General features: G+C 67.4%; 25 protein-coding genes. 12 read left to right on the forward strand and 13 right to left on the reverse strand.

Going from position 1 to position 23,968, the window contains the following annotated elements; translation table 11 throughout:
- Positions 1 to 182 precede the first annotated feature (182 nt).
- The 3 genes from purH to sseA form a co-directional block, all read right to left on the reverse strand.
- On the reverse strand, positions 183 to 1,781 hold the full coding sequence (gene purH, locus OVA30_RS08985; protein WP_268175245.1) for a bifunctional phosphoribosylaminoimidazolecarboxamide formyltransferase/IMP cyclohydrolase: 1,599 nt from the start codon (positions 1,779 to 1,781) through the stop codon (positions 183 to 185).
- Positions 1,782 to 1,987: 206 nt separating this feature from the next.
- Entirely contained in the window at positions 1,988 to 3,700 is a 1,713-nt protein-coding gene (locus OVA30_RS08990; protein ID WP_182567275.1) for a heparinase II/III family protein, read from the reverse strand.
- Positions 3,701 to 3,887: 187 nt separating this feature from the next.
- On the reverse strand, positions 3,888 to 4,736 hold the full coding sequence (sseA, locus tag OVA30_RS08995) for a 3-mercaptopyruvate sulfurtransferase (protein WP_268175246.1): 849 nt from the start codon (positions 4,734 to 4,736) through the stop codon (positions 3,888 to 3,890).
- Between the two features lie 272 nt (positions 4,737 to 5,008).
- On the opposite strand from sseA, the gene OVA30_RS09000 reads away from it, so the two are divergent.
- Positions 5,009 to 5,245, forward strand: a complete 237-nt coding sequence (locus OVA30_RS09000; protein ID WP_012253973.1) for a hypothetical protein — start codon at positions 5,009 to 5,011, stop codon at positions 5,243 to 5,245.
- 110 nt (positions 5,246 to 5,355) lie between these two features.
- Here OVA30_RS09000 and OVA30_RS09005 read toward each other — a convergent pair whose 3' ends face one another.
- Positions 5,356 to 6,441, reverse strand: a complete 1,086-nt coding sequence (locus OVA30_RS09005) for a calcium-binding protein (RefSeq protein WP_015822926.1) — start codon at positions 6,439 to 6,441, stop codon at positions 5,356 to 5,358.
- 659 nt (positions 6,442 to 7,100) lie between these two features.
- On the opposite strand from OVA30_RS09005, the gene OVA30_RS09010 reads away from it, so the two are divergent.
- The 7 genes from OVA30_RS09010 to gyrB all read left to right on the forward strand — a co-directional run bounded on the left by OVA30_RS09010 (position 7,101) and on the right by gyrB (position 13,757).
- Positions 7,101 to 8,633, forward strand: coding sequence for a DEAD/DEAH box helicase (locus tag OVA30_RS09010; RefSeq protein ID WP_015822927.1), 1,533 nt, complete (start codon positions 7,101 to 7,103; stop codon positions 8,631 to 8,633).
- Positions 8,634 to 8,807: 174 nt separating this feature from the next.
- Positions 8,808 to 8,993 carry a YegP family protein gene (locus OVA30_RS09015; RefSeq protein WP_003600744.1) on the forward strand — a complete coding sequence of 62 codons (186 nt, stop codon included), beginning with the start codon at positions 8,808 to 8,810 and terminating at the stop codon, positions 8,991 to 8,993.
- Positions 8,994 to 9,119: 126 nt separating this feature from the next.
- A complete protein-coding gene (locus OVA30_RS09020) occupies positions 9,120 to 9,404 on the forward strand; it encodes a hypothetical protein (RefSeq protein ID WP_268175247.1) in 285 nt (94 codons plus the stop codon).
- A 209-nt stretch (positions 9,405 to 9,613) separates the two neighbouring features.
- Positions 9,614 to 9,757, forward strand: coding sequence for a hypothetical protein (locus OVA30_RS09025; protein WP_268175248.1), 144 nt, complete (start codon positions 9,614 to 9,616; stop codon positions 9,755 to 9,757).
- 85 nt (positions 9,758 to 9,842) lie between these two features.
- Positions 9,843 to 10,262: an acyl-CoA thioesterase gene (locus tag OVA30_RS09030; protein WP_056458789.1), complete on the forward strand. Its 420-nt coding sequence runs from the start codon at positions 9,843 to 9,845 to the stop codon at positions 10,260 to 10,262.
- Positions 10,263 to 10,426: 164 nt separating this feature from the next.
- On the forward strand, positions 10,427 to 11,071 hold the full coding sequence (locus OVA30_RS09035; RefSeq protein ID WP_012253978.1) for an MBL fold metallo-hydrolase: 645 nt from the start codon (positions 10,427 to 10,429) through the stop codon (positions 11,069 to 11,071).
- Between the two features lie 238 nt (positions 11,072 to 11,309).
- Positions 11,310 to 13,757: a DNA topoisomerase (ATP-hydrolyzing) subunit B gene (gene gyrB / locus OVA30_RS09040; protein ID WP_003600732.1), complete on the forward strand. Its 2,448-nt coding sequence runs from the start codon at positions 11,310 to 11,312 to the stop codon at positions 13,755 to 13,757.
- 63 nt (positions 13,758 to 13,820) lie between these two features.
- Here the strand turns inward: gyrB and OVA30_RS09045 are convergent, their stop codons facing one another.
- Positions 13,821 to 14,528: a sigma-70 family RNA polymerase sigma factor gene (locus tag OVA30_RS09045; RefSeq protein ID WP_015822929.1), complete on the reverse strand. Its 708-nt coding sequence runs from the start codon at positions 14,526 to 14,528 to the stop codon at positions 13,821 to 13,823.
- Between the two features lie 441 nt (positions 14,529 to 14,969).
- On the opposite strand from OVA30_RS09045, the gene mscL reads away from it, so the two are divergent.
- Positions 14,970 to 15,395: a large conductance mechanosensitive channel protein MscL gene (gene mscL, locus OVA30_RS09050; RefSeq protein ID WP_268177474.1), complete on the forward strand. Its 426-nt coding sequence runs from the start codon at positions 14,970 to 14,972 to the stop codon at positions 15,393 to 15,395.
- Between the two features lie 6 nt (positions 15,396 to 15,401).
- Here mscL and OVA30_RS09055 read toward each other — a convergent pair whose 3' ends face one another.
- The 7 genes from OVA30_RS09055 to OVA30_RS09085 all read right to left on the reverse strand — a co-directional run bounded on the left by OVA30_RS09055 (position 15,402) and on the right by OVA30_RS09085 (position 20,947).
- Positions 15,402 to 15,692: a hypothetical protein gene (locus OVA30_RS09055; protein ID WP_268175249.1), complete on the reverse strand. Its 291-nt coding sequence runs from the start codon at positions 15,690 to 15,692 to the stop codon at positions 15,402 to 15,404.
- A gap of 291 nt (positions 15,693 to 15,983) precedes the next feature.
- Positions 15,984 to 16,397, reverse strand: a complete 414-nt coding sequence (locus OVA30_RS09060) for a DUF1236 domain-containing protein (protein WP_003600727.1) — start codon at positions 16,395 to 16,397, stop codon at positions 15,984 to 15,986.
- Between the two features lie 182 nt (positions 16,398 to 16,579).
- Positions 16,580 to 17,761: a pyridoxal phosphate-dependent aminotransferase gene (locus tag OVA30_RS09065; RefSeq protein WP_268175250.1), complete on the reverse strand. Its 1,182-nt coding sequence runs from the start codon at positions 17,759 to 17,761 to the stop codon at positions 16,580 to 16,582.
- A 121-nt stretch (positions 17,762 to 17,882) separates the two neighbouring features.
- Positions 17,883 to 18,074 carry a hypothetical protein gene (locus tag OVA30_RS09070; RefSeq protein ID WP_003600725.1) on the reverse strand — a complete coding sequence of 64 codons (192 nt, stop codon included), beginning with the start codon at positions 18,072 to 18,074 and terminating at the stop codon, positions 17,883 to 17,885.
- Positions 18,075 to 18,241: 167 nt separating this feature from the next.
- Positions 18,242 to 19,648 carry an ATP-binding protein gene (locus tag OVA30_RS09075; protein ID WP_268175251.1) on the reverse strand — a complete coding sequence of 469 codons (1,407 nt, stop codon included), beginning with the start codon at positions 19,646 to 19,648 and terminating at the stop codon, positions 18,242 to 18,244.
- 7 nt (positions 19,649 to 19,655) lie between these two features.
- Positions 19,656 to 20,384, reverse strand: coding sequence for a response regulator (locus OVA30_RS09080; protein ID WP_015951105.1), 729 nt, complete (start codon positions 20,382 to 20,384; stop codon positions 19,656 to 19,658).
- Positions 20,384 to 20,947, reverse strand: a complete 564-nt coding sequence (locus OVA30_RS09085) for a MarR family winged helix-turn-helix transcriptional regulator (protein ID WP_210279011.1) — start codon at positions 20,945 to 20,947, stop codon at positions 20,384 to 20,386. The genes OVA30_RS09080 and OVA30_RS09085 overlap by 1 nt, the downstream gene beginning before the upstream one ends.
- 220 nt (positions 20,948 to 21,167) lie before the next feature.
- Here OVA30_RS09085 and OVA30_RS09090 point away from each other — a divergent pair, with 220 nt between their 5' ends.
- The 3 genes from OVA30_RS09090 to OVA30_RS09100 all read left to right on the forward strand — a co-directional run bounded on the left by OVA30_RS09090 (position 21,168) and on the right by OVA30_RS09100 (position 22,912).
- A complete protein-coding gene (locus OVA30_RS09090; protein ID WP_015951107.1) occupies positions 21,168 to 22,055 on the forward strand; it encodes a branched-chain amino acid aminotransferase in 888 nt (295 codons plus the stop codon).
- A 102-nt stretch (positions 22,056 to 22,157) separates the two neighbouring features.
- On the forward strand, positions 22,158 to 22,421 hold the full coding sequence (locus OVA30_RS09095) for a DUF3072 domain-containing protein (protein ID WP_003600718.1): 264 nt from the start codon (positions 22,158 to 22,160) through the stop codon (positions 22,419 to 22,421).
- A 272-nt stretch (positions 22,422 to 22,693) separates the two neighbouring features.
- A complete protein-coding gene (locus OVA30_RS09100; RefSeq protein WP_309248317.1) occupies positions 22,694 to 22,912 on the forward strand; it encodes a Flp family type IVb pilin in 219 nt (72 codons plus the stop codon).
- 150 nt (positions 22,913 to 23,062) lie between these two features.
- Here the strand turns inward: OVA30_RS09100 and OVA30_RS09105 are convergent, their stop codons facing one another.
- Positions 23,063 to 23,833 (reverse strand): DUF937 domain-containing protein, encoded by a 771-nt coding sequence (locus OVA30_RS09105; RefSeq protein WP_268175252.1) that lies wholly within the window; start codon positions 23,831 to 23,833, stop codon positions 23,063 to 23,065.
- Positions 23,834 to 23,968: the final 135 nt, after the last annotated feature.

Raw genomic sequence — 23,968 nt, forward strand, 5'->3', positions numbered from 1 at the left:
AGGCCCCGCCGAGAGGCGGGGCCTTTTTCATTTCGAAAGCCTCCCCGGCTCCGGTTAAGGGATGTGCCGAGCGCGCCGCCTTAAAACGCTTTCCGACGAACCGGACGTCGGTTCGGCATGGGAAAGCGCGTCGAAACAGGAATTGAAAGACGGCGGCCTGATGCGATCAGGTGGATACGGCTCTAGTGCCGGAAGTGGCGCACGCCGGTGAACACCATGGCGAGCCCGGCCTCGTCGGCGGCCCGGATCACCTCATCGTCGCGCATCGAGCCGCCGGGCTGGATCACGGCGGTGGCACCGGCCTCGGCGGCGGCGAGCAGGCCGTCGGCGAAGGGGAAGAAGGCGTCGGAGGCCACCGCCGAACCCTTGGCGAGGCTCTCGGACAGGCCGAGGCGTTGCGCCGCTTCGGCTGCTTTCCGCGCGGCGGTGATCGAGGAATCCACCCGCGACATCTGCCCGGCGCCGATGCCAACCGTGGCGCCGCCCTTGGCGTAGACGATGGCGTTCGACTTCACGTGCTTGGCCACCCGATAGGCGAAGCGCATGTCGGCGAGTTCCGCCTCGCTCGGGGCGCGCTTAGTCACGACCTTCAGGTCCATGTCGTCCACGCTGAGCGCATCCCGGCCCTGGACCAGGAAGCCGCCCGCCACCGTGCGGATGACCTCGCCCTTCGCCCGCGGATCGGCGAGGCCGCCGGCGAGGAGAAGCCGCAGGTTCTTCTTGGCGCCGACGATGGCGAGCGCCTCCTCGGAGGCATCGGGGGCGATGATGACCTCGGTGAAGATCTCGACGATCTTTCTCGCGGCCGCGGCGTCGAGAGGCCGGTTGAGGGCGACGATGCCGCCGAAGGCCGAGGTCGGATCGCAGGCCAGCGCCTGCTCATAGGCCGCCAGCAGATCCGGCCCCTCGGCCACGCCGCAGGGGTTGGCGTGCTTGATGATCGCCACCGCCGCCGTGCGGGCGGGGTCGAACTCGGCGACGCATTCGTAGGCGGCGTCGGTGTCGTTGAGGTTGTTGTAGGACAGTTCCTTGCCCTGGACCTGCCGAGCGGTGGCGATGCCGGGGCGCAGGGTGCCGGGCAGGCGGTAGAAGGCGGCGGATTGGTGAGGGTTCTCGCCGTAGCGCAAGCTCTGGGCGAGCGTTCCACCGAGCGCCTTGAAGGTCGGGGCCTTGTCGCGCCCCTCGACCTCGGCGAGCCAGTTGGCGATCGCCGCGTCGTAGGAGGCGGTGCGCGAAAACGCCTTCTGCGCCAGCCGGCGGCGGGTGATGGCGGTGAGGTTGCCGTCATGCTCCGCGAGTTCGGCGAGGATGGCGCCGTAGTCCGAGACATCCACCACCACGGCGACGTCGGCATGGTTCTTGGCCGCCGCGCGGATCATCGCCGGGCCGCCGACATCGATGTTCTCGACGCAATCGTCATAGGCCTTGCCGGCCTTCAGCGTTTCCTCGAACGGGTAGAGGTTGACCACGAGCAGGTCGATCGCGCCGATGCCGTGGGCGGCCAAAGCCGCCTGATGCTCGGGGTTATCGCGCACCGCGAGCAGGCCGCCATGAACGGCCGGATGCAGGGTCTTCACCCGGCCGTCCATCATCTCGGGAAAGCGCGTCAGCTCGGAGACTTCCCGGACGGCAAGACCCGCTTCGGTCAACGCGCGGTGGGTGCCGCCGGTCGAGACCAGTTCGACGCCGCGCTGGCTCAGCGCCGCAGCGAAGTCCGTGAGCCCGGTCTTGTCCGAAACGGAAAGGAGGGCGCGGGTGACCCGGATCTGGTCGCGCGGCATGGGGATCGCCTGTGTCGTCAGTGAGGGAATTTGCGCGCGCGGTAGCACGGAACCGGCCGGGGCGGCCAGTTGAAGCAGACGATGTCCGGCTACAGAGGCGGGTGTTTCACCCGCTACACTTAAGAGCCGCGTCCTGCCGAGCGGCACCGAAGCGGTCGTCGGGGGGCTCCCGTATCCGGCGAAGGCCCGTCGCTACGCAATTTGAGTCAGACCTGTTCGATCTGCCAGCGCACCAGCGCGTCCTCGTCCACCGTCAGGTGCAGGACGATCTGCGCGGTCCGCCGCGCTCCGACGACGCCCGCAAAATAGACGCTCTCCTCGATCGCCGCCGTCGCCCCCTCCACCGTGAAGCGCCATCGTTCGCCGGTCGGCAGGCCCAGCATCACGCTGCCGTCCTCCTGAGGCTGCGTCGCGACGGCGGTGTGGAGATGGAAGCGCACCGCCACCGGCTGGGGCCGCGAGCGCGGGCGCTTGCTGTCGCGCCGGAACGCGTCCTCGCCCGCCAGCCGCACGGGGCTGTCGGAGAGACGCCAGCGGCGCTCGTGCAGGATGCCGAATTCGGTGACGTAGCCGTCATGCCGCGCGGCCAGGACCGCGGCCCCGTTCTCCGTGCGCCGCTCGACCGCGACTGGACCGGGACCGCGCAGGACCACGGGGCCGCGGCGATAGAGCAGCCACCGGGCGGCGATCCGGCTGATCCACCAATCCTCCGGCTCGTCGAGGAAGCGGCAGGAAGAGGTGTCGGCGACTGTCGCCGTCGAGTGTGCGGCGGTGCTCCGCGCTGCCCGGCGCAGCTCGCCGCCGCTCGCGGGACTGCCGCAATTGACGACGATGCGCTGCGCCCCGCTCGTCAGTTCGAAGGAGAGGCAGCCGGCGGCAGCCTCACGCGACTGGTCCATCGGCGGCGGCGCGCCGACATCGCAGACGAGCACGACCCGCCCCAGTTCGAGCCGGGCGTAGCCGGAATGGGAGGCGTACATCAGCGGCTCGGTGCCGGCCCCGTCATAGACCAGCAGCGTCGCCAGATGGTCGGCCGCCGTCACGCCCATGCCGTTGAAGTGGCTGAGCGAGGCATCGCCGTGCCGCAGGAGCCGCAGCGCCGGCAGCATTCGGTCGACGGCGCGCAGGAGCGCTTCCGGCGGATCGACACTGCGGCTGAGGAAGCTCTGGCGCAGGGGCAGCAGATCGAGCAGCAGCTCCATGGCAAAGCGCGGATCGCGGGATCGGTGGCCGCCATCCGGCAGGATCTGCGCTTCGAGTTCGCGCACGAGGATGCGGGTGGCCCGGCGCAGGATCGGCTCGATGCCCTCGCAGCATAGCCCGGCATAGGTCAGCGCGACCGCTGCCAGCAGGCGCGATTGCGGCGGTGACGAGCGCCGCAACGAGCGCTCCAGTTCCCGCGCGCCCTTGCCGACCGCCTTGAGGAAGGCCTGATAGAAGGCGTGGTCGGCGCCCTCCAGCACCAGCGGCGATTGGCACAGGAACGAGATCAGCCGGCGTGAGGCGACCGGCACCGGGCTGGCGCGAGCCGCCTCGCCGCGCCCGCTCATGAAATCCGAGACGAAGGCGCGGGCATTGGCCCGGGCCAAAGCCGTGTCGGCGGCGCGCAGGTGGCGCAGCCAGCCGAAGCCGTAGAGCGCGTCCGCCCATTCGGGGGAGGGGGGATCGTAGTCAAAGGGCGAGCGTCCGCTCACCACCAGCGAGCGGCCGGCGAAGACGAACAGGCCGGAATAGATGTCGTCGGCGAGCGAGGCGTCGCTGGTCCGCAGGTCGTGCGGCGCGATCACGAGGCCGGTCACCCGCGCGCGGGTGAGGATCTCGGGCCGCGCCGTGAGCTGTGCCGTCCGTTCGCGAACCGCGCGGACGATCTCGTGACCGAGCAGGCGGTAGAGCTGCAAGCGTTCGGGGCCCCTGCCCAAGCCGTATCCTCCGAGCCTTCGAGACGGGCCGTACGGGTTGCCGCCCGGAGCCGCCCGATGGGGCGCCCGGCAGCCGGCTTCGGCCAAGCTTATGCCCGTCCTCTTAACCGCCCTTTAACGCTGTGTCGTCCTCGCCGGGGCTGGCATCCCCGGAATGCACCGACCCGACGCGGCGGCGCTTCGCCGCTCAGGCGGGGCCAGTTTCGACCGGGCGGGCGGGATCGGCGCCCCATTCCGACCACGAGCCGTCATAGAGCGCCCGCGGCTCCTTGCCCAACGTCTCGAGCGCCAGCGCGACGATGGCCGCGGTCACGCCCGAGCCGCAGGTGGTGACGACGGGGCGGTCGAGATCGACGCCGGCCTCCGCGATCGCGGCGCGCAGCGAGGCCTCGTCCCGCAGGCGGCCGTTCGCCTGGAGGGCGGCGTAGTGCAGGTTCTTGGCACCGGGCATGTGGCCGGGGCGCACGCCGGGACGGGGCTCCGCCTCCTCGCCGCGGAAGCGCGGGCCGGAGCGGGCATCGACCACCTGCGTCGTGCCGCTGGCCAGGGCGCGGGCGATGTCGCCCGCATCCGCCACGGCGCCGTTGTTGAGCCGGGCGGTGAAATGGCGCCGGTCGCGCGGGCGGCCCTCGCCATCCTCGGTCGGGTAGCCCGCCGCGACCCATGCCGGCATGCCGCCTTCCAGTATCTTGACGTCGCGCATGCCGAAGGTCTGGAGCATCCAGCGAACCCGCGGCGCCGAGAACAGCCCCATCCCGTCATAGACCACGACCTGCGCACCGTCGCCGACCCCGAGCGCGCGCATCTTCGAGGAGAACACCTCGGGCCGCGGCAGCATGTGGGGGAGGGTGGATTCGGTGTCGCTCATCGCGTCCAGATCGAAGCGGATCGCACCGGGGATGTGGGCCGCCTGATACTCCGCCGCGGCGTCGCGCCCCTGCGCTGGCAGGTACCACGAGGCATCGAGCACGACGACGTCCGGCGCGTTCAGGCGCTGATGCAGCCATTCCACCGTGACGAAGGGCGATGTGGTCATGAATGTCCTCGCTGCGCGGGTCTTCGCGGGGAAGACACCACATCCGGCATCGGCGGGGTTTCGGCAAGTCCAAGGATCGGAAAGCCTGCGCGTCACCGGGTCGGCGGGGGCTGTGACCCTTTCGCCGGACTGTCAGCGGACCGATGTTCGGGTAAGTCCCGATTGGGACCGGCTCGGCGATGGTCGGGATTGATCATCGGTAGCCCCTGCCAAAGCCGACCGGTCGGGATCCGCCGGGCGCGACATGACAGATCTGAGGATGCGGAAGCGACGTGCGTGAGACCTACCACATCGAAGTGCTCGGCCCCGAGGAGGCCGGCGCGCCGGGAGGCGTGCAGCAGCGCATTTCCGTCCGGATGGACAGCCTTGAGGGGGCGGAGGAGCGGGCGCGCCGCCTGTTCGCCCGGGCCCGCGTGCCGCAGCGCTCCCGCACCGCGGCGGAGGCGGTGCGGGTGATCGACGGGGCGGGTATCGAGGTCTTCCGGATGAGCCGGTTCGACGAAGGCTGACCGGTCGCTTGCCGGCGCGGCTGCGAGCCTGACGCAGGGCGGCCCCGCGGGCTTGTCGCCCGCGGGGCCGCATCGATTGCCTGGTCGATGTTCCGGCCTCGACGCCGAGATCAGGCGAAGGTGCCGTCGTTGAACGTCGCGCGGCCCTCGACGGCGCCGTATTCGAGGTAGTGCAGCAGAGGATTGAGTCCGGCCGCCGCAACATCGCCGTTGGCTGCGAGGTACTGCTTGGTGTCGAACTGGGCCGAGGGATCGCGGCCTTCCTTCCACCCGTAGGTGAGGTAGTGTTCGAGGGGATTGATGCCGGCCGCCGCCACATCGGCGTAGGCAGCCAGATACCCCTTCGTGTCGAAGAAGGCGTTCGGGTTGCGGCCTTCCTTCCAGCCGTAATCGCTGAAGTGTTGCTCGGCGTCGTTCCCGTTCCGGTAAACGTCGCCGTACTGGCTGAGGTAGAACAGGTCGTCCACGGCCTGGTTGCCGTCACCCTGCAGGATCGAGCGGTCGGCGAAGGCGAACACTTCCGTGTTCTTGACCGTGTCGAGCGAGTTCTGTCCGGCGATGGACGATAGCGTGCCCGCGGACGTCACGCCCGCTTGAGCGAAATTGAAGTTGAACACCGCCGTGTCGATGCCGAGGGCGCCATCAAGCGTGTTGGTGCCCGTTCCGCCCGACATCCGATCATTGCCGTAATCGCCGAACAGGACGTCGTTGCCGGCGTCGCCGAACAGAACGTCGTTGCCGAGATCGCCATCGACGAGGTCGTTGCCGTCGCCGCCATAGACGGTGTCGTCGTCCTCGCCGCCCGCGACGAAGTCATTGCCTTCTTCGCCGAAGACGAGGTCAGCGCCCTGCTCGCCGACGAAAAAGTCGTTGCCCCGGCCGCCGTACAGGACGTCGTCGCCGGGATTGCCGGCTGCGTAATCATCGCCGTCCTGACCGTAGATCGTGTCGTTGCCGATCTCGCCAATCAGCTGGTCGGATCCGTTGCCACCGTAAATCGTGTCGTTACCCGGCCCACCGGCAATGTAATCGACGTTGTTTCCGCCGGTGATGGTGTCGTTTCCGTCCTGACCGTCGATCCGGTTGAATCCACCCGGGTCCGTAATGACATCGTTTCCGAGGAGACCGAGAATCACGTCATCTTGAAGGGTGCCGTTGAGAACGTTGTCGCCGTTGGTTCCCGAAATCGTGGCCATTGCAAAACTCCCGCCCTGGTGGTTGCCAAGCAGACCAACGGGCATCCCTGGCAGACCTAGCAATGTTCCCGCCGCAGGGATGATTTTATTCGAAACTATAAAATGTTGTGAGAGAGGAATTTTACCGCCCGATTATTCCACATGATGGACGGCGCGCCGGCGGATTGAAACGGGCCGGACGCGGGGTCTTCCGTTGCTACGCCACTTGATAAAAAATTATAGCAAAGGTGCTGCGTCTTGCGGTGCAAAAGCTTGGCGGTGCAAGTTGCGAAGGTTTTTGCGAAACCGTCAATTTGCCTGTCTGCTCTCATCAGTTCCGAGACCCCGCTCGCTGGACAGGTTGGCGCCGCGGGATCTGCACCCGCCCCTGAGAGGGCGCGCCGTGATCGAAGGGATCGGGAGGTCGGGCGCATTGACTTCGCAGGTGCAACGTCGCATATCGCATCTGCAGCGTCAGCGACCGAACGGGGTCGCTTGAGGGGGCTGCGTGACGGTTCGCGCCTTTTCCAAGGTTGTGCCCCGGCCCCTCTCTTCAACGTGTATGCACCCCAGGCCGCTCCATCACGCGGGCAGCCTCCCGGACCGATGGACCCGCCTTTGATAGTCCCGCGCGAATTGATGCGCCGGATTGCGGGTTCCGCTGCCTTGAAAGTAACGACTTGACCCAATTTACCGATTTCGGCCTCGCTCAGCCCGTGCTCCGCGCGCTGGAAGAGGCCGGCTACGTCACGCCGACGCCGATTCAGGCGCAGGCCGTCCCGCCCGCGATGGAAGGCCGCGACCTCTGCGGCATCGCTCAGACCGGCACCGGCAAGACCGCCGCCTTCGCCCTGCCGATCCTGCATCGCCTGTCGCTCGACAGCCGCCGTGCGCCGCGCCGCGGTTGCCGCGTGCTCGTGCTGTCGCCGACCCGCGAGCTCGCGAGCCAGATCGCCGACAGCTTCTCGGATTATGGCCGGCACCTGCCCTACACCAACACCGTCGTCTTCGGCGGTGTGAACATCACTCGCCAGGAGCGGGCGATCGCGCCGGGCGTCGACATCCTCGTCGCCACGCCGGGCCGGCTCATCGACCTCGTCGATCGTCGTGCGCTGACGCTCGAGGGCGTCGAAATCCTCGTCCTCGACGAGGCCGACCAGATGCTCGACCTTGGCTTCATCCACGCGCTGAAGCGCATCGTGAAGATGTTGCCGGCCAAGCGCCAGAGCCTGTTCTTCTCGGCCACCATGCCGAAGAACATCGCCGGGCTCGCCGACCAGTATCTCAGCAACCCGGTGCAGGTGGCGGTCACGCCCGTTGCGACCACCGCCGAGCGCGTCGATCAGCAGGTCATCTTCTGCCACACCGGCGCTAAGCAGGCCCTGCTCAACCACGTTCTGCGTGATCCGAAGATCGAGCGCGTGCTCGTCTTCACCCGCACCAAGCACGGCGCGGACCGGGTCGTGCGCGGCCTCGACAAGGCCAACGTCGTCAGCGCGGCGATCCATGGCAACAAGAGCCAGCCGCAGCGCGAGCGGGCGCTTGCCGCCTTCCGCGACGGTTCCTGCCGCGTGCTGGTGGCGACCGACATCGCCGCCCGCGGCATCGACGTCGATGGCGTGACTCATGTCGTGAACTACGATCTGCCGAACGTGCCGGAATCCTACGTCCACCGCATCGGCCGTACGGCGCGTGCGGGTGCGGAAGGTCAGGCGATCTCGTTCTGCAACGACGAAGAGCGCGCTTACCTGCGCGACATCGAGCGCACTACGCGCCAGAAGATTCCCGTCGGCGGGTTCCCCGAGGGCTTCGTGCCGCCGTCGCGCCAGGAAGCGCAGGACAACGCCGCTGAGGAGGCGCGCCGTCCGCCGCGTCAGCCCCAGGGTCGCCCCGGCCAGCGCCAGGGTCGTCCCGGCGGCGGTCGCGGCCAGGGTGGCGAGGGACGCGGCGAGCCGCGCGCCCACGAAGCCCGCGGCGGGCGTCCCGGTGGACAGCCGGGTCACCGTCAGGACCAGCGCGCCGCCGGCGCACCGCGTCCCGACGGTCAGCGTCAGGACCAGCGCCGTCCCGAGCGGGCCGGCGAGGCCCGTCCGCAGGGTGCGCGTCCGCAAGGAGCCCGTCCGAGCGACGGCCGTCGCGACGGTCGGCCCGCGCGCTCCGGTGGCGAGGGCGGCCGGGCGATCGGCTGGCTCGACCGCGCACCGCGCACCTGAGCCGGGGACGGCCTGACGATCCCGCGTCGAACGCCCGCCCCATCGCGGGGCGGGAGGGGACGCAACCGATCGTCGGCGTCTTAACGGGCCTCTGACATCGATCTTTTCGGCGCGGGATGCGTTCATTCCGCGCCGTTCTCGTTCGGAGCACGGTCTGTCAGGAGATCAGGCGGAATGCGCTACGAACTCTATCGAGATGCGGGTGGGCAGTGGCGCTGGCGCCTTCGCGTCCAGAACGGCAACGTCATCGCGGATTCCGGTGAGAGCTATGTTCGCCGCGAGGATTGCGAGCGCGGCATCGAACTGGTGAAGGGCAGCGCCGAGGCGTCCGTCGTCGACATGACGACGAAGATCGCCTGACCCCCTTTTCACAGCCCCTGCGGGCGCTCTTTTGACGAAACCGTTTCGCGGCCTCGTGCGTTCTCGCTCGCGCGGTGCGCCGGGTTCGGCGTGTCCGTTCGCGAATGCCGAAGAGGGAATGCCCACTTGCTCAGAAAACTCCTCCTTGCCGCGCTGATGGTCCTGGGCCTCGCCGCGGCGTCGCCGCAGGGTGCGTCGGCCGCCCCGGTCGGCCCGTCGGCTGCGCTCGTGACCGAGACCGCGCCCGCGACCATCGAGAAGGCGCAGTATTACGGCGGTGGCTGGGGGCCGCGCCGTCATTACGGCCGCCGCTTCTACGGCCCGCGCCCGTTCTACCGTCGCCCGTACTACGGCCCGCGCCGTTTCTACGGCCCGCGTCGCTTCTACGGCCCGCGTCGCTTCTACTACTGATCCGAACGGATCTCTTGGGGTCCCCGCCGGACTTCTGAAGACGATCGTTTCCGAATTGAGCCCGGAGTGTCACCGCTCCGGGCTTTTTCGTGTCTGCCTCTTGGACCGGCCGATCACGTCCCGCGCTTTTCGAAAACCCGCGGGGCGATATAGGATGGCGTTCGAGCGAGTATGGTCCGCGTGAGACGGGCCGCTCCGGAGGACGTCCCATGATCGATCTCGTGACGCGGCAGCGGTGCGCGATGGCGCCGCCTCGTACCCTGTCCTGGCAGGACATCCCCCTCGAGCTGTTCGTCTGCGCCGCGGCGATCTTTCTCGCGGCCGGGCTGGAGCTTCTCGGCCTGATGCCCTGACCCGGTTCCGCCTCTGGCGCGGGACCGGCGCCCGTGCTTGGCTGTCGGACAACGCGCGATCGAATCGGCGCGAATGGGGGGATCGATGACGCATGCGATCGATTTGAGCGACGAGCATCCCATCGGCGACCTGACGGTGCGCACGATCGCGATGCCGGCCGACACCAACGCCAACGGCGACATCTTCGGCGGTTGGGTTCTCTCGCAGATGGATCAGGCCGGCGGCATCGCCGGGGTCGAGCGGGCGCAGGGGCGGGTCGTGACCGTGGCCGTCGATGCGATGACCTTCATCCGGCCCGTGCGGGTCGGCGACGTGCTGTGCGTCTACACCCGGATCGGCCGGGTCGGACGGACCTCGATGAAAATCCATTTGGAGGCCTGGGCGCGGCGCTTCCAGACCCAGTTCCGCGAGAAGGTCACCGAGGCGACCTTCACCTTCGTCGCCATCGACGAAGTGGGCCGTCCGCGCCCGATCCCGGTCGAGGGTGAAGTGGCATCCGCCTGAGTGAAGCCGCCCAATTGGGCAGCCCGCGCGGCGACTGAGCGAAGCCCGATCCGTCAGTCCGAGGGATCAACCGGACCGGAGATGAGGCGCCTCGCATTGGCGCTTGCGGGCGCGACGGTCTAGAACTGTACGCAGTATCCTCATCCTCAAACTGCCGAGTCCGTATGCCCGCCACGCCCCGCGCCGCGATCATCCCGGTCACCCCGTTCCAGCAGAACTGCACCTTGATCTGGGACGATGCCACCAAGGTCGGCGCCGTGGTCGATCCCGGCGGAGACCTGGACCGGATCGAGGCGGCGATTCGGGCGCAGGGCGTCACGGTCGAAAAGATCCTGCTCACGCACGGCCATATCGATCATGCCGGCGGTGCCGCGGAGTTGAAGGAGCGCCTCGGCGTTCCCGTCGAGGGCCCGCACGAAGCCGACAAGTTCCTGCTCGATTCCCTGCCCGAGACCGGCGCGAGTTACGGGATCGACGGCGCCCGCGCGATCACGCCGGATCGCTGGCTCAACGAGGGCGAGACCGTCACCGTCGGCGGCCTGACCTTCGACATCTGGCACGCCCCCGGCCACTCGCCCGGCAGCGTCGTCTTCATGAGCCGCGATGCCCGCTTCGCTCTGGTCGGCGACGTGGTGTTCCAGGGGTCGGTCGGCCGGACCGACCTGCCCGGCGGCAGCCACGAGCAGCTGATCCGGATGATCCGCGAGAAGGTGCTGCCGCTGGGCGACGACGTCGCCTTCATCCCCGGCCACGGGCCAACCGGAACGCTCGGACAGGAGCGGATGACGAACCCGTTCCTGCAAGGGTGATCGGCGACGAGAGCAGCCGAGGGGCATTCAGGCCGGACGTGATCGACCGGCCCGCGAGGCCTAACGGAGGATTAACGGAACCACGTCACAAAGCGCGGTGTCGCAGCGCTTTACCGACGCAAAAAGCGATGCAAAATCAGGGGGGAACGCCTATATGAAGACGAGACGGAAATAGCAGGCATGCCCGGCCCGTCCGGGCTCGAAACAAGGCTTCCGAGCCGCCTGCCCGAGGAATTTCATGGCTGACTCCCCGAACACCGAACACGCCGACAGCTACGGCGCGGAATCCATCCGCGTGCTCAAGGGCCTGGATGCCGTGCGCAAGCGGCCCGGCATGTATATCGGCGATACCGACGACGGCTCCGGCCTTCACCACATGATCTACGAGGTGGTGGACAACGCCATCGACGAGGCGCTCGCGGGCCACGCGGACCTCGTGACGGTGACGCTCAACGCCGACGGCTCGGTGACGGTCTCCGACAACGGGCGCGGCATCCCCACCGACATTCACCGGGAGGAGGGGGTCTCGGCGGCCGAGGTCATCATGACCCAGCTCCATGCCGGCGGAAAGTTCGACCAGAATTCCTACAAGGTCTCGGGCGGCCTGCACGGCGTCGGCGTCTCCGTCGTCAACGCGCTCTCCACCAGCCTGAAGCTGCGGATCTGGCGCGGTGGCAAAGAGCACCGCATGGAGTTCCGCCACGGTGACGCGGTGGCGCCGCTGGAGGTTGTCGGTCCTGCGGGTGATCGGCGCGGCACGGAGGTAACCTTCCTGCCGTCGACCGAAACCTTCACGATGACGGAGTTCGACTACCCGACGCTGGAGAAGCGTCTGCGCGAGCTTGCCTTTCTGAATTCGGGCGTGCGCATCGTCGTCACCGATGCACGCCATGCTGAGCACAAGCGCGAGGAGCTTTGCTACGAGGGCGGCGTCGAGGCCTTCGTGCGCTATCTCGATCGCTCCCGGAAGCCGGTCGATGGCATGACGAAGCCCGTCACCGTGCTGGGCGAGCGCGACGGTATCCGCGTCGAGGTGGCGTTGTGGTGGAACGACTCGTTCAACGAGACCGTCCTTCCGTTCACCAACAACATCCCGCAGCGCGACGGCGGCACCCACATGGCGGGCTTCCGCGCCGCCCTGACGCGCCAGCTCACCGGCTATGCCGAATCCTCGGGCATCGCCAAGCGCGAGAAGGTCTCGCTCACCGGCGACGATTGCCGCGAGGGGCTGACCGCGGTCATCTCCGTGCAGGTGCCGGACCCGAAGTTCTCGTCGCAGACCAAGGACAAGCTCGTCTCCTCCGAGGTCCGCCCGGCGGTCGAGAACATCCTCAACGAAGGCCTCTCGACCTGGCTCGAAGAGAACCCGGCCCAGGCGAAATCGGTGATGGGCAAGGTCGTGCTCGCGGCCGCTGCCCGCGAGGCGGCGCGCAAGGCGCGCGAGACCATCACCCGCAAGGGCGCGCTCGACATCGCCTCGCTGCCCGGCAAGCTCGCCGACTGCCAGGAGCGCGATCCGAGCAAGTGCGAGCTGCTGCTGGTGGAGGGCGATTCCGCCGGCGGATCGGCCAAGCAGGGCCGTGACCGCACCTTCCAGGCGGTGCTTCCGCTGCGCGGAAAGATCCTCAACGTCGAGCGGGTGCGCGCCGACCGGATGCTGTCCTCGGCCGAGATCGGCACGCTGATCACGGCGCTCGGCGCCGGCATCGGGCGGTCGAGCACCGACCGCGAAGGCTTCAACCCGGACAAGCTGCGCTATCACCGCATCATCATCATGACCGATGCGGACGTGGACGGCTCGCATATCCGGACATTGCTGCTGACGTTCTTCTTCCGGCAGATGCCGGAGCTGATCGAGCGCGGGCACCTCTACATCGCCCAGCCGCCGCTCTACAAAGCGGAGCGTGGCCGGCGCGTCCTCTACCTCAAGGACGAGCGGGCGCTGGAAGACTACCTGATCGATCAGGGCGTCGAGGGCGCCGTGCTCCGGCTGGCCTCCGGAACCGAGTTCGGGGGTGCCCAGCTCAAGACGCTGGTCGAGGAAGCGCGCGCCTTCCGCGGCATCCTGCACGGCCTCCACACCCGCTACGACCGCTCGGTGGTCGAGCAATCGGTTCTGGCCGGCGCCTTCGCCAAGGATGTGGCCGAGAATCTCGGCGAGGCGGAAGTGCTGGCCGACCGAACCGCCAAGCGCCTCGACCGGATCGCCGACGAGATCGAGAAGGGGTGGACCGGGGCGGCCTCGGAGGGCGGCTACGTCTTCAGCCGGACGCTTCGCAGCGTGACGCAGGTCGCCAATCTCGATGCGACCCTGCTCGCCTCGCAGGAAGCCCGCCGTCTTGCCGAGCGGGCGGAGACTTTGCGCGAGATCTACGAGGAGCCGGTGACGCTCGCCCGCAAGGGGGACGAGACCGAACTCTATGGCCCAGTGGGCCTGTTCGAGGCGGTGATGGCGTTCGGCCGGAAGGGTCTCCAACTCCAGCGCTACAAGGGCCTCGGCGAGATGACCGCCCAGCAGCTTTGGGAAACGACGCTCGATCGCGACGTGCGCTCCCTGCTGCAGGTGAAGGTCAAGGATACGACCGACGCCGACGATCTGTTCGTCAAGCTGATGGGCGACGTGGTGGAGCCGCGCCGCGAGTTCATTCAAGAGAACGCGCTCAGCGTCGCCAATCTCGACGTGTGACGTGTCGCCCCGAGGGCCGGTGACGGCCTCTCGGGGCAATGCGGCTGCCCAGAGCGGCGCGGGTCAGGCCCGTGCCGCCGACAATCCGTTCGGCAAGCCTTCGAAGGAATCGACGAGGAAGGCCCGCGCGCGGCTGACGCGGCTCTTGACCGTGCCGACCTGGCAGCCGAGCTGCTCTGCCGCTTCCTCGTAGGTGAAGCCCTCGGCACCGACCAGCAGAAGCGCCTGCCGCTGCGGCAGCGGCAGGGTGCCGATCAAGTTCATCACCATCCGCAGGCCTGCCGCGTGCTCCTGATCCGGGTGAGCGGTCAGCGTGCCGGCGTGGACGCCGTCGGCATCCTCGACTTCGCGGCGACCCTTGCGGATCTCGGTGTAGAACTGGTTGCGCAGGATGGTGAACAGCCACGCCGTGAAGTTCGTGCCCGGCGTGAACCGCTCCCGGTTGGCCCAAGCCTTCACCATCGTCTCCTGAACGAGATCGTCGGCCCGGGTCGGGTTGGCGGTAAGCGAGATCGCGAAGGTGCGCAGCATCGGCAGCGCCTTCACCAGATCGTCGCGGAAGATGGTTTCGACCTCTCCGCCATGGGCGGCGAGCGCCGTCTCGAACTGTCGCAACAGTGCCGCGAGCGGGCTCGGCAACGGAGCCTGCTCCGCCAGGTCGAAGTAGTCCCGCAAGGCAAGCGCCAACTGGCGCGGAACGGCTTTTACCGCTTCGACCCGTACGGAGCCGGGATCATCCGGCAATTCACTGCGAATCAGTTCGTCCGGCATCCGAAAGGGCACCTCGGGATAGGGCAGGGTGTTTGAAGTAGTCACCCCTCGGTAGCAATTGAAAAATGAACTGATGCTAAACGGCGACGGAAAAAGCCCCATTCCCCCTAAGCCGTCAGAGCAAATCACCCACGCAACCCTTAAGATATGTTTCGAAGTTTTTCTGAAGGATTACCGGACCGGGGCATGAGGCCGGCTGAAGATTGCGGCGCTCAGCAATCTGTTTCCAGCTTGGCCGTTTGAATTGCGCCAGGCCGGCTCGCTATGCGCACAAGTGCGCGGAAGCGGAAAACCGGTTGCCCTCTCCCACCGTAAGTCGGCGATCGGCGCAGCTCCTCTTGGCGGCTCCCCTTTTGGCAGCTCCCCTTGGCGACCACCGCTTGCGGCATAGCTTTGCACGCAACGGCCTGCAGCGGAGCCGGCGGTTCAAGGAGCCCGAGTATGTTGGAAGAGTTCAAGAAGTTCGCGTTGCGCGGCAATGTGGTCGATCTCGCCGTCGGCGTGATCATCGGCGCGGCGTTCGGCGCCATCGTCAATTCGCTGGTTCAGGACGTCATCATGCCGATCATCGGCGCGGTGACCGGGGGGCTCGATTTCTCGAACTACTACATCCCGCTGTCCTCCAAGGTGCAGGACGGCATGCCCTATGCCGACGCGAAGAAGGTCGGCGCGGTGATCGGCTACGGTCAATTCCTGACGCTCGCCGTCAACTTCACCATCATCGCCTTCGTGCTGTTCATGGTGATCCGCGCCATGAACGTCCTGAAATCCAGGGAAGAGGCCAAGCCGAAGCCTGTGGCCGAGGTGCCGGCCGATGTGAAGCTGCTGGGTGAAATCCGCGATCTGCTGGCGGCGCGACGGGTTTGAACCGTCCTACTTCTTCGGATCGCCCCCATCGGGCGTGACGCCGAAGGCATCGAGGATCCGGTCGAGCGCCTGTTCGACGGCTTCGGTGCCTTCCTCATGCGTCTTCAGCCGCGTCTCGAGCCGGCGAAGCTGCGGCTCAAATTCCTGCGGCACGCTCGGTTCGTCGCCGAGGAAGCGTGGCTCGGGGGTCGGCTCGGTATAGACGCTCCGAAGCTCATGACCGAGATGGTCGCGCACCGATTCTGGCAGCGGCGGGTTCTCGGGAAGGTTTTCGGCGGATGTGTCGGAGCCGGTCATCGTCAGTCCTGTCCAGGCGCAAACATCGTCTCAAATGGATAAACGAACGGAACACCGGGAGCGTTGCGTCGGACGTTCTCGCCTGCCTTCGACAGCATCACGGCAACCGATCGAACACTGATCTTCCAAGAGAGGGGCCATCGCGCTCAGGCGATGTGTCGTTGACGAGATAGCGCGCCGGTCCGCCTCTCTGCGAACCTTTTGGAGCAGGTCTGAACATGAAAAAGGCCCCGGCAATGGGTGCCGGGGCCGGATGGTGCCGCCCTTGCGGGCGGCCCATGCGCTGCGTGGTTAGTCGAGCACTTCGATGATCCGGTGGCGACCATCCACCAGCACCGGACGGTCGTTGACCACGGTGTAGCGGGTTCCGCGGGTCACGTTGTAGTCGTTCGGGACGTCGTAATACGTCACGCCCGAGGACGGCAGCGTGGAACCGACGACGACGCGACCGTCGTAGTCGTAGGAGCGGACGTTGCGCTCGCGAACATAGGAGCGGAAGCGCGGACGATCCTCGACACCGAGGATGCCACCGATCGTACCAGTCGCCGCACCGACCGCACCGCCGACGATGCCACCGATCGGACCAGCCGCATCGGCGCCTTCCTGAGCGCCGCGCTCCGCGCCGCGCAGCGTGCCTTGAGCCTGGGCGGCCATGGGCAGAGCAAGCGCGATAGCCGAAGCAGCGAGAAGGGTCTTGATCTTCATTACAGCATCTCCATCGTTGTGAGGTTCGCCGCGATCAGGCACAGCGAAGCATGGCCGGATAACGCCGCAGCCTCGAATTCGGATGCATCGAAAATCGAGAAAGGCCGAGATTATCGCCCGGTGCCCGAAACGGAGGCCGATCTCGCGAAAGCTGTCGCACAGGCGAATGACATCTTTCGATCTCAGCTCGGCGCGTAGTCCGAGAGGAACCGATCCATCCGCTCCAGCGCCCGAGCGATGTTCTCGGCGGAGTTGGCGTAGGACAGCCGGAGGTAGCCCTCGCCGTACACGCCGAAATCCGGGCCGCCGATCACCGCGACCCCCGCCGCGTCAAGGAGTGCGGTGGCCAGGGCCTTCGCCTTCCAGCCCGTGTGCGCGATGTTCGGAAAGGCGTAGAAGGCGCCCTTGGGAGTGATGCAGGAGACGTTCGGCAGGCCGTTCAACCCGTCCACGACCAGGCTTCGACGCTGATCGAACGCGGCGACCATTGCGGTGACGCAGTCCTGCGGGCCATCGAGGGCGGCGATCCCGGCCCATTGCGTGGCGGCGTTCACGCAGGAGAAGGAGTTCACGGCGAGCTTGCGGGCGGCGTCGTAGAGCGGCTTCGGCCAGACCGACCAGCCGAGCCGCCACCCCGTCATTGCATAGGTCTTCGAGGCACCGTCGAGCGCGATCAGCCGGTCGCGGATTTCGGGATAGGCGAGGAGCGAGACATGCGCCTCCCCGTCATAGGTCATGGAGCCGTAGATCTCGTCAGATAGCACGGCGATGCCGGGATGGACGGCAAGACCCCGCACCAGAGCGTCGATCTCGGCCTTCGGCGTGACGCCGCCGGTCGGGTTGGCCGGCGAGTTGACGATCAGGAGGCGTGTGCGCTCCGTGATCAGCGAGAGCGTCTCCTCCGCCGAGAAGGCGAAGCCGTTGGCCTCACGGATCGGGACCGGCACCGGGGTGGCCCCGGTGAACGCGATCATCGAGCGGTAGATCGGGAAGCCGGGATCCGGATACAGGATCTCGGCGCCGGGCTCGCCGAACATCAGGATCGCCATGAACATGGTGACCTTGCCGCCCGGCACGATCATCACCGCATCCGGCGAGACCTCGACCCCGTGGCGGCGATAGAGGTCCCGCGCCACCGCCTCACGGAGCGGTGGAATGCCGATCGCCGGTGTGTAGCCGTGATGGCCGTCGCGCAGGGCCTTGATGCCTGCCTCGACGATATGGGCCGGCGTCGCGAAGTCCGGTTGGCCGATGCCGAGATTGACGATGTCGCGGCCCTGCGCCGCGAGCGCGCTGGCGCGGGCGAGAACAGCGAAGGCGTTCTCCTCGCCGATCCGATCGAAGGAGGGCACGACACGCAGCATGGCCTCGACCTTCCGTCAGACGCCGGCCGGTGCCGGGATTCGGCCGTGCCTCATGAAACACCCGTTCACTGAACGGGCCTCAGGGGGCACGGCAGAGCGGCGGGCGTTTCGTTGGAGAGGCTCAGCCGTGGGTGCGCGCGGCGAGGCGGCTCGCGGCGAAGGAGATCGCGCCGCCGACGACGAACAGGATCGCGAAGGTCTTGACCGCGGCGTAGAACAGGGCCGGCTCGATCCCGGAATCCGTGAAGAGAACGGCGCAGACGGCTGCGATCGGGAGGAGCAGCACGATGGAAAGCGGCACCAGCGGGTTCATTCGACGTCACTCGCGTTCGTTGAGGGACCGCAGCGCGGCCCGAAGAATAATGCGAAGCGGTCTTAGCATCGCCGTTCCGCCGGAGGAAACTCCCGCCGCGTCAGAATCTCCGATCGATCCGCCAAGGTTTCAGCCAGGCGGGTGTTTCGGCTCGGTGAGCGTTTCGATCAGGCGGGGATGCGCACCGTCGCCCGCAAGCCGCCGAGCGGGCTGTCGTGCAGGCCGACATCGCCGCCATGCGCCCGAGCGATATCGCGGGCAATGGCGAGACCGAGCCCGGAGCCGCCGGCATCCTGGCGCGCATCGTCGAGGCGCACGAACGGCTTGAACACGTCCTCCCGGCTCTCCGGTGGGATGCCGGGCCCGTCGTCGTCGATCGCGATGAGGAAGGCGCGATGCTCGCGTTTGCCCGAGATCGCGACGGTGTCGGCATAGCGCGCGGCGTTGGCGGCGAGGTTGAACAGGCAGCGGCGCATCGCATCCGGCCGCACCGTGACGAGCGGGCTGCCCTCGATCTCGACCGCCTCGACATGGGCACCGAGGCGCTCCACGTCGCTGCGCAGATCTTCCAGCAGGGTCCGCATGTCGGTCTCGGCGGCGGTCTCGGCGGAATCACCCCGGGCGAAGGCGAGATAGCCTTCGAGCATCCGGCTCATCTCGTCCACGTCGCGCTGGAGATCTTCCACCTCCGGCGTCTGCTCGACCAGGGCGAGCGAGAGCTTGAACCGGGTGATGATGGTGCGCAGGTCGTGGCTCACCCCGTTGAGCATCGCCGTGCGCTGCTCCATGGCCCGCTCGATGCGCCGCTTCATCTCGATGAAGGCGTGCCCCGCCTGCCGGACCTCGCGGGCGCCGCGAGGCTTGAACTCGATCTCGCGGCCCTTGCCGAACCCCTCGGCCACCGCCGAGAGCCGCAGGATCGGTTTGATCTGGTTGCGCAGGAACAAGATCGCCACGCCGAGCAGCACCAGCGAGGAGCCGGTCATCCAGAGCAGGAAGATGTGCGAGTTCGAGGCGTAGGCTTGGTTGCGCCGGGCGGTGACCCGCATCACGCCTTCGGGGATCGCCACCCGGATCTCGATGAGGTTGGAGCGCCCCACCGTATCAATCCAGAACGGGCGCCGGATCTGGCGGCGGATTTCTTCCGACAAGACCTCGTCGAGAATCGAGAAGAACGGGCGCGGCCCCGGATTCGGCAGCTTGGCGCCTTTCAGGATGTCGATGTCGAGGTTCAGCCGCTCCCCGGCGATGCGCGAGAGCGTCTCCGCGTTCCGGTCCTGCGGATAGGACTCGTAGATGTCCATCAGCGCGGCGACGTCGGCGGTGACGGCCGCCGAAAGGCGGCGGGTCACGAGCTGCCAGTGCCGCTCCATGAAGGTGTAGGCGATCACCGATTGTAGCAGCACCATCGGCGCGATGATGATGATCAGTGAGCGGGCGTAGAGGCCCTTCGGCAAAGCGTCGCCGATGGCGCGGCTGAGGCGCCGCCAGGTCTTCCGAACGCGACCGAGCGCCCCGGCGAGGGTGCCGGTTCGAGACGGTGCGGTCGTGGAGGGGCGGGCGGGGGCCGCCATGAAGGCCTCAATCGATGGCGAGGCGGTAGCCGACGCCGCGGACGGTGTGCAGGAAGCTCGGATTGGCCGGGTCCGGCTCGATCTTACGGCGCAGACGGTTGATCTGCACGTCGATGGTCCGCTCGGCCGCCAATCCGCCATTGCCCGCGAGCGTCTCGCGCTCGACATTGCCGCCGCGGGTCTGGGCCAGCATGGTCAGGATCTCGCGCTCGCGCTCGGTGATCTTCACCGGCTCGTTCTCCCGGCGCAACTCGCCCCGGTCGATGCGGAAGCTGAACGGGCCGAAGCTGACCGCGTCCTCGCCGGAGAAGCGGGCTTCCGGCACGGCAGCGTGGCGGCGGATAATATTATTGAGCCGCAGGATCAGCTCGCGCGGCTCGAAGGGCTTGGGCAGATAGTCGTCGGCGCCGATCTCCAGGCCCGTGACCCGGTCGTTGGGGTTGGAGCGGGCCGTCAGCATCAGGATCGGCACCCGAGAGGTCTCGCGCACCGAGCGGGCATAGTCGAAACCGCTCTCGCCGGGCATCATCACGTCGAGCACGAGGGCGTCGAACACGAAGCACTGCCCGCGCAGGCGCGCCTCCGCCGCGTTTGCCGCCGCCGTGACCCGGAAACCCTGCTCCGAGAGGAAGCGGGACAGGAGTTCGCGCACCCGCCGGTCGTCATCGACGAGCAGGATATGGGGCGCGTGGTCGGGTAGCTCGGGGCGCGCCTTAAGGGCGCTTTCGGCCGACATCAGGCGCGCCCCGTCGTGCGGCGTGCCATCAGCCGGCGGATCGCGGCGCGCTCGGCCGGCTCGATCATCGCGAGCAGGAAATCCTGGGCGGAGGCCGCGCGGGCCTCGCGCCCGCTCTCGGCCTCGTCATCCTCAGAGGGCGCATCGAGCGCCCGCACGATCCGCCGGACCTGAACCCGCGTCAGGTCGGCCGTCAGCGCCCGGCCGGACGGGGTGCAGAACAGGAGCCGCTGGCGCCGGTCGCTCGTGCCGGTCTGCTGCTCGACATAGCCCTGATCGATCAAATCCTTGAGTACCCGGTTGAGGCTCTGTTTGGTGATGCGCAGGATATCGAGGAGTTCGGCGATGGTGAGGCCGGGATAGCGATCGACGAAGTGCAGCACCCGGTGATGCGCCCGGCCGAAGCCGTACTGCGCCAGAATCCGATCGGGGTCGCCGACGAAATCGCGGTAGGCGAAGAACAAGAGCTCGATCAGGTCGTCGCTGTCGCCGCCCGCGGCGGGACAGCTCGGGAGGGACGCCTCACCGGGAGCCTGTACCGCCATGTCGGCATCTGGCGTCATTACACGATTCACGTCGTGAAAACCTCGGTCGGCTGCGGATCGCGGGGCTCCGGATGACCCGGGAAGATAAGTCAGTGTTGTTGACATATCTCAGCCCCGTTGTTACCCGTCAACCCTGCCGGTCCAGCCGCTCGCTGCATCGTTCTGCGTCCGCGCGCCGGCATTTGCCCCACCCGACGACCCCGCGCTTCGCCGAGGCCGCGCAGAGGAACTTCGAGAGATGTCCGTGATTCCCTTCGATGAGCGCGAAGGCACGATCTGGTTCGACGGCGCCATGGTGCCGTGGCGCGAGGCGAAGATCCATGTGCTCAGCCACGGCCTCCACTACGGTTCGTCGGTGTTCGAGGGCGAACGGGCCTATGGCGGCCGGATTTTCAAGAGCCGCCAGCATTCCGAGCGCCTGCGCCAGTCGGCCCAGCTCCTCGATTTCGAGATCCCGTACTCGGTCGATCAGATCGAGGCGGCTAAAGCCCAGGTGCTCGCGACCAGCGGCCTGCAGGACGCCTATCTGCGCCCCGTGGCGTGGCGTGGCTCGGAGATGATGGGCGTCGCGGCGCAGAAGAACACCATTCATCTCGCCATCGCCGCCTGGGAATGGCCGAGCTACTTCGATCCGGAGACCAAGATGAAGGGCATCCGGCTCGACATCGCCGATTACCGCCGCCCCGATCCGCGCACCGCGCCTTCCACCTCGAAGGCGGCGGGTCTCTACATGATCTGCACGATCTCCAAGCATCGGGCCGAGAACAAGGGCTATGCCGACGCGCTGATGCTCGACTGGGAGGACAACGTCGCCGAATGCACCGGCGCCAACGTGTTCTTCATCGCCGACGGCGTGATCCACACGCCCCAGGCCGACCGCTTCCTCAACGGCATCACCCGCCAGACCGTGATCGAGCTGGCCAAGCGCCGCGGGATCGAGGTGATCGAGCGGCGCATCCGCCCCGAGGAAATGACGGGCTTCTCGGAGTGCTTCATCACCGGCTCGGCTGCCGAGGTGACCCCGGTCTCCGAGATCGGCCCCTACCGCTTCACCCCGGCGGCGCTGACCAAGACGCTGATGGACGACTACCTCGCCGAGGTGCAGCCGCGGGCGGCCGCCGCCTGAGGATTATCTGGATCGACGGTTCCGGGCGCGACTCACCGTGCCCGGAACTTAGCGGAGAGCCCCGCGTTTTTTGGAACAATCCATGAACGAAGGGGTGCCCCGATGACCGGCAAGACGACCAGCAAGACCACCAAGGACCAGGCTGCGGCCGAGAATCCGAAAGTCGATCCGACCGACGAGTCGAACCGGATCAAGGATCCCGACGAGTGGACGACCGGCGCCGAGCCGATGACGGGCGCGCAGGCCTCCTACCTCAAGACCCTGTCCGAGCAGGCCAAGGCACCGGAAGCGTTCGAAGCCGATCTCGACAAGGCAGAGGCCTCCAAGCGCATCGACGCCCTGCGCAAGGACACCGGCAAGGCCTGAATCGGCCAAGGGCATCATTCCGGAAGGCGTTGGCCGCTTTTCGGGATGATGCTCGACCGTTTCGCGGGGTGAAGCGGCCCCGAGGCGAGCGGGCGATGGGAGCGGGACACAGGTTCGGCGATCCATCGCCCGCTGCCCCGTTCGCGAACACAGTGGCCGTCGAATGAGACGTGTCGGCGGGTAATGCCGCCGTTTTCTTCAATTCCCTTAAGCTCGCTGCAAGTTCAGGCTGGCAGAATCTGGTCATTGCCACACGTCCGGGACGATGCGCCGTGTCTCTGCTTCCTCCATCCGCGCCCGTCCCGAAATCCGCCCGGCCTTTGTACCGGTCTCTCGTCCGCTTCGCGCGTCATGAATCGGGGGCGACTGCCATCGAGTATGGATTGGTCAGCACCTTCGTCGGGATCGCAGTCATCGGTGCCTTCCGCGCGTACGGAACCGCCCTGGGAAGTTTCTTTCCCAAGATCTTCGAACTGTTTGTGTTCGAGTAGCCCGATGCGGGCGGAATCACGCCGGCTTGCTCATGCGGCGCCGGCCAGATGATCTCTCCATCGAGACAGCGAAATGACCTGTCGTCCGGCGCCGCGACCGGACGAAGCCGAGCGTTGCCGGTCTAGTAAAACCAGCCTTCCTACGAATCCCTATTTCGGCCCGACCGGCTTGCGCCTTGCGGAAGCTGCGTCCCGTCCGGCGGTGGGAGCGGCTCCGGCTCTGGGCTTCGGATCCTCCGGCTTGGGCTGGCTCCAGAACGCGTCGAACGCGTCTTTCATCGCCTTGACGTTCTGCTCCTGAACCTCGGCTCCCGTCTGGAGCATCTGCTGGATCACTTCCATCGAGGCCTTGGTCGCATCCGGTGCCGGCGCCGCCTCTGCTTTCCGCATGGCCGGGCGCGGCTCGGGCTTGCGCGCCGCAGGCGGAGGAGGGGAGGCCATCTGTCCCGCCGCGGCGGTGAGGCCGTTGAGCCAGTCCGTCCAGAGCGTGCCGACCGGGTAGGTGGGTGGCGCGGGCTCGGCGGCCGGTGCCCCGGCAGGCGGGTTAAGGAGCAGGTGGACGATGCCGGCCACGATCATGCCGGCCATGATCGGCAGCATCTGCCTGAGGGCCTGGCTCCCGACGCCGCTCGCCGCCGACGCTTGCTGGATCACCGCCTGAGCGATCATGGGTGAGCCGAACAGGCCTGAAAATAGATCCGCACCGGCCTGTGGCGGCGCTTTTCCCGGCTGGCCGAACCCGAACATGCGCCCGAACCCCATCGGATCGGCCGCAGCGTTGCGTTGCATGCCCATCGACAAGGCCGGCAGCAGCGCCTCCATGGCGCGGCGGGTCTGCTCCGGCGAGAGACCGAACTGCTGCCCGAAGGCCCGCACGCTTGCGTCGCCCTGGCTCTGCAGGATGTCGAACATCGTGTACATGGCCGGGCGCCTCAGCGAGCAGCAACGGTCCGGGTGCCGAACGCCTCCGGGCTCACCATGACAACGTGTCCATGATGCGAGCCCATCCGCATTCCGGACGCGCACCGGTGATGACTGCCGACACTCACGTCCGAA

Origin of the sequence: Methylorubrum sp. SL192, from assembly GCF_026672325.1 — a bacterium.
Taxonomy (GTDB): Bacteria; Pseudomonadota; Alphaproteobacteria; order Rhizobiales; family Beijerinckiaceae; genus Methylobacterium; species Methylobacterium extorquens.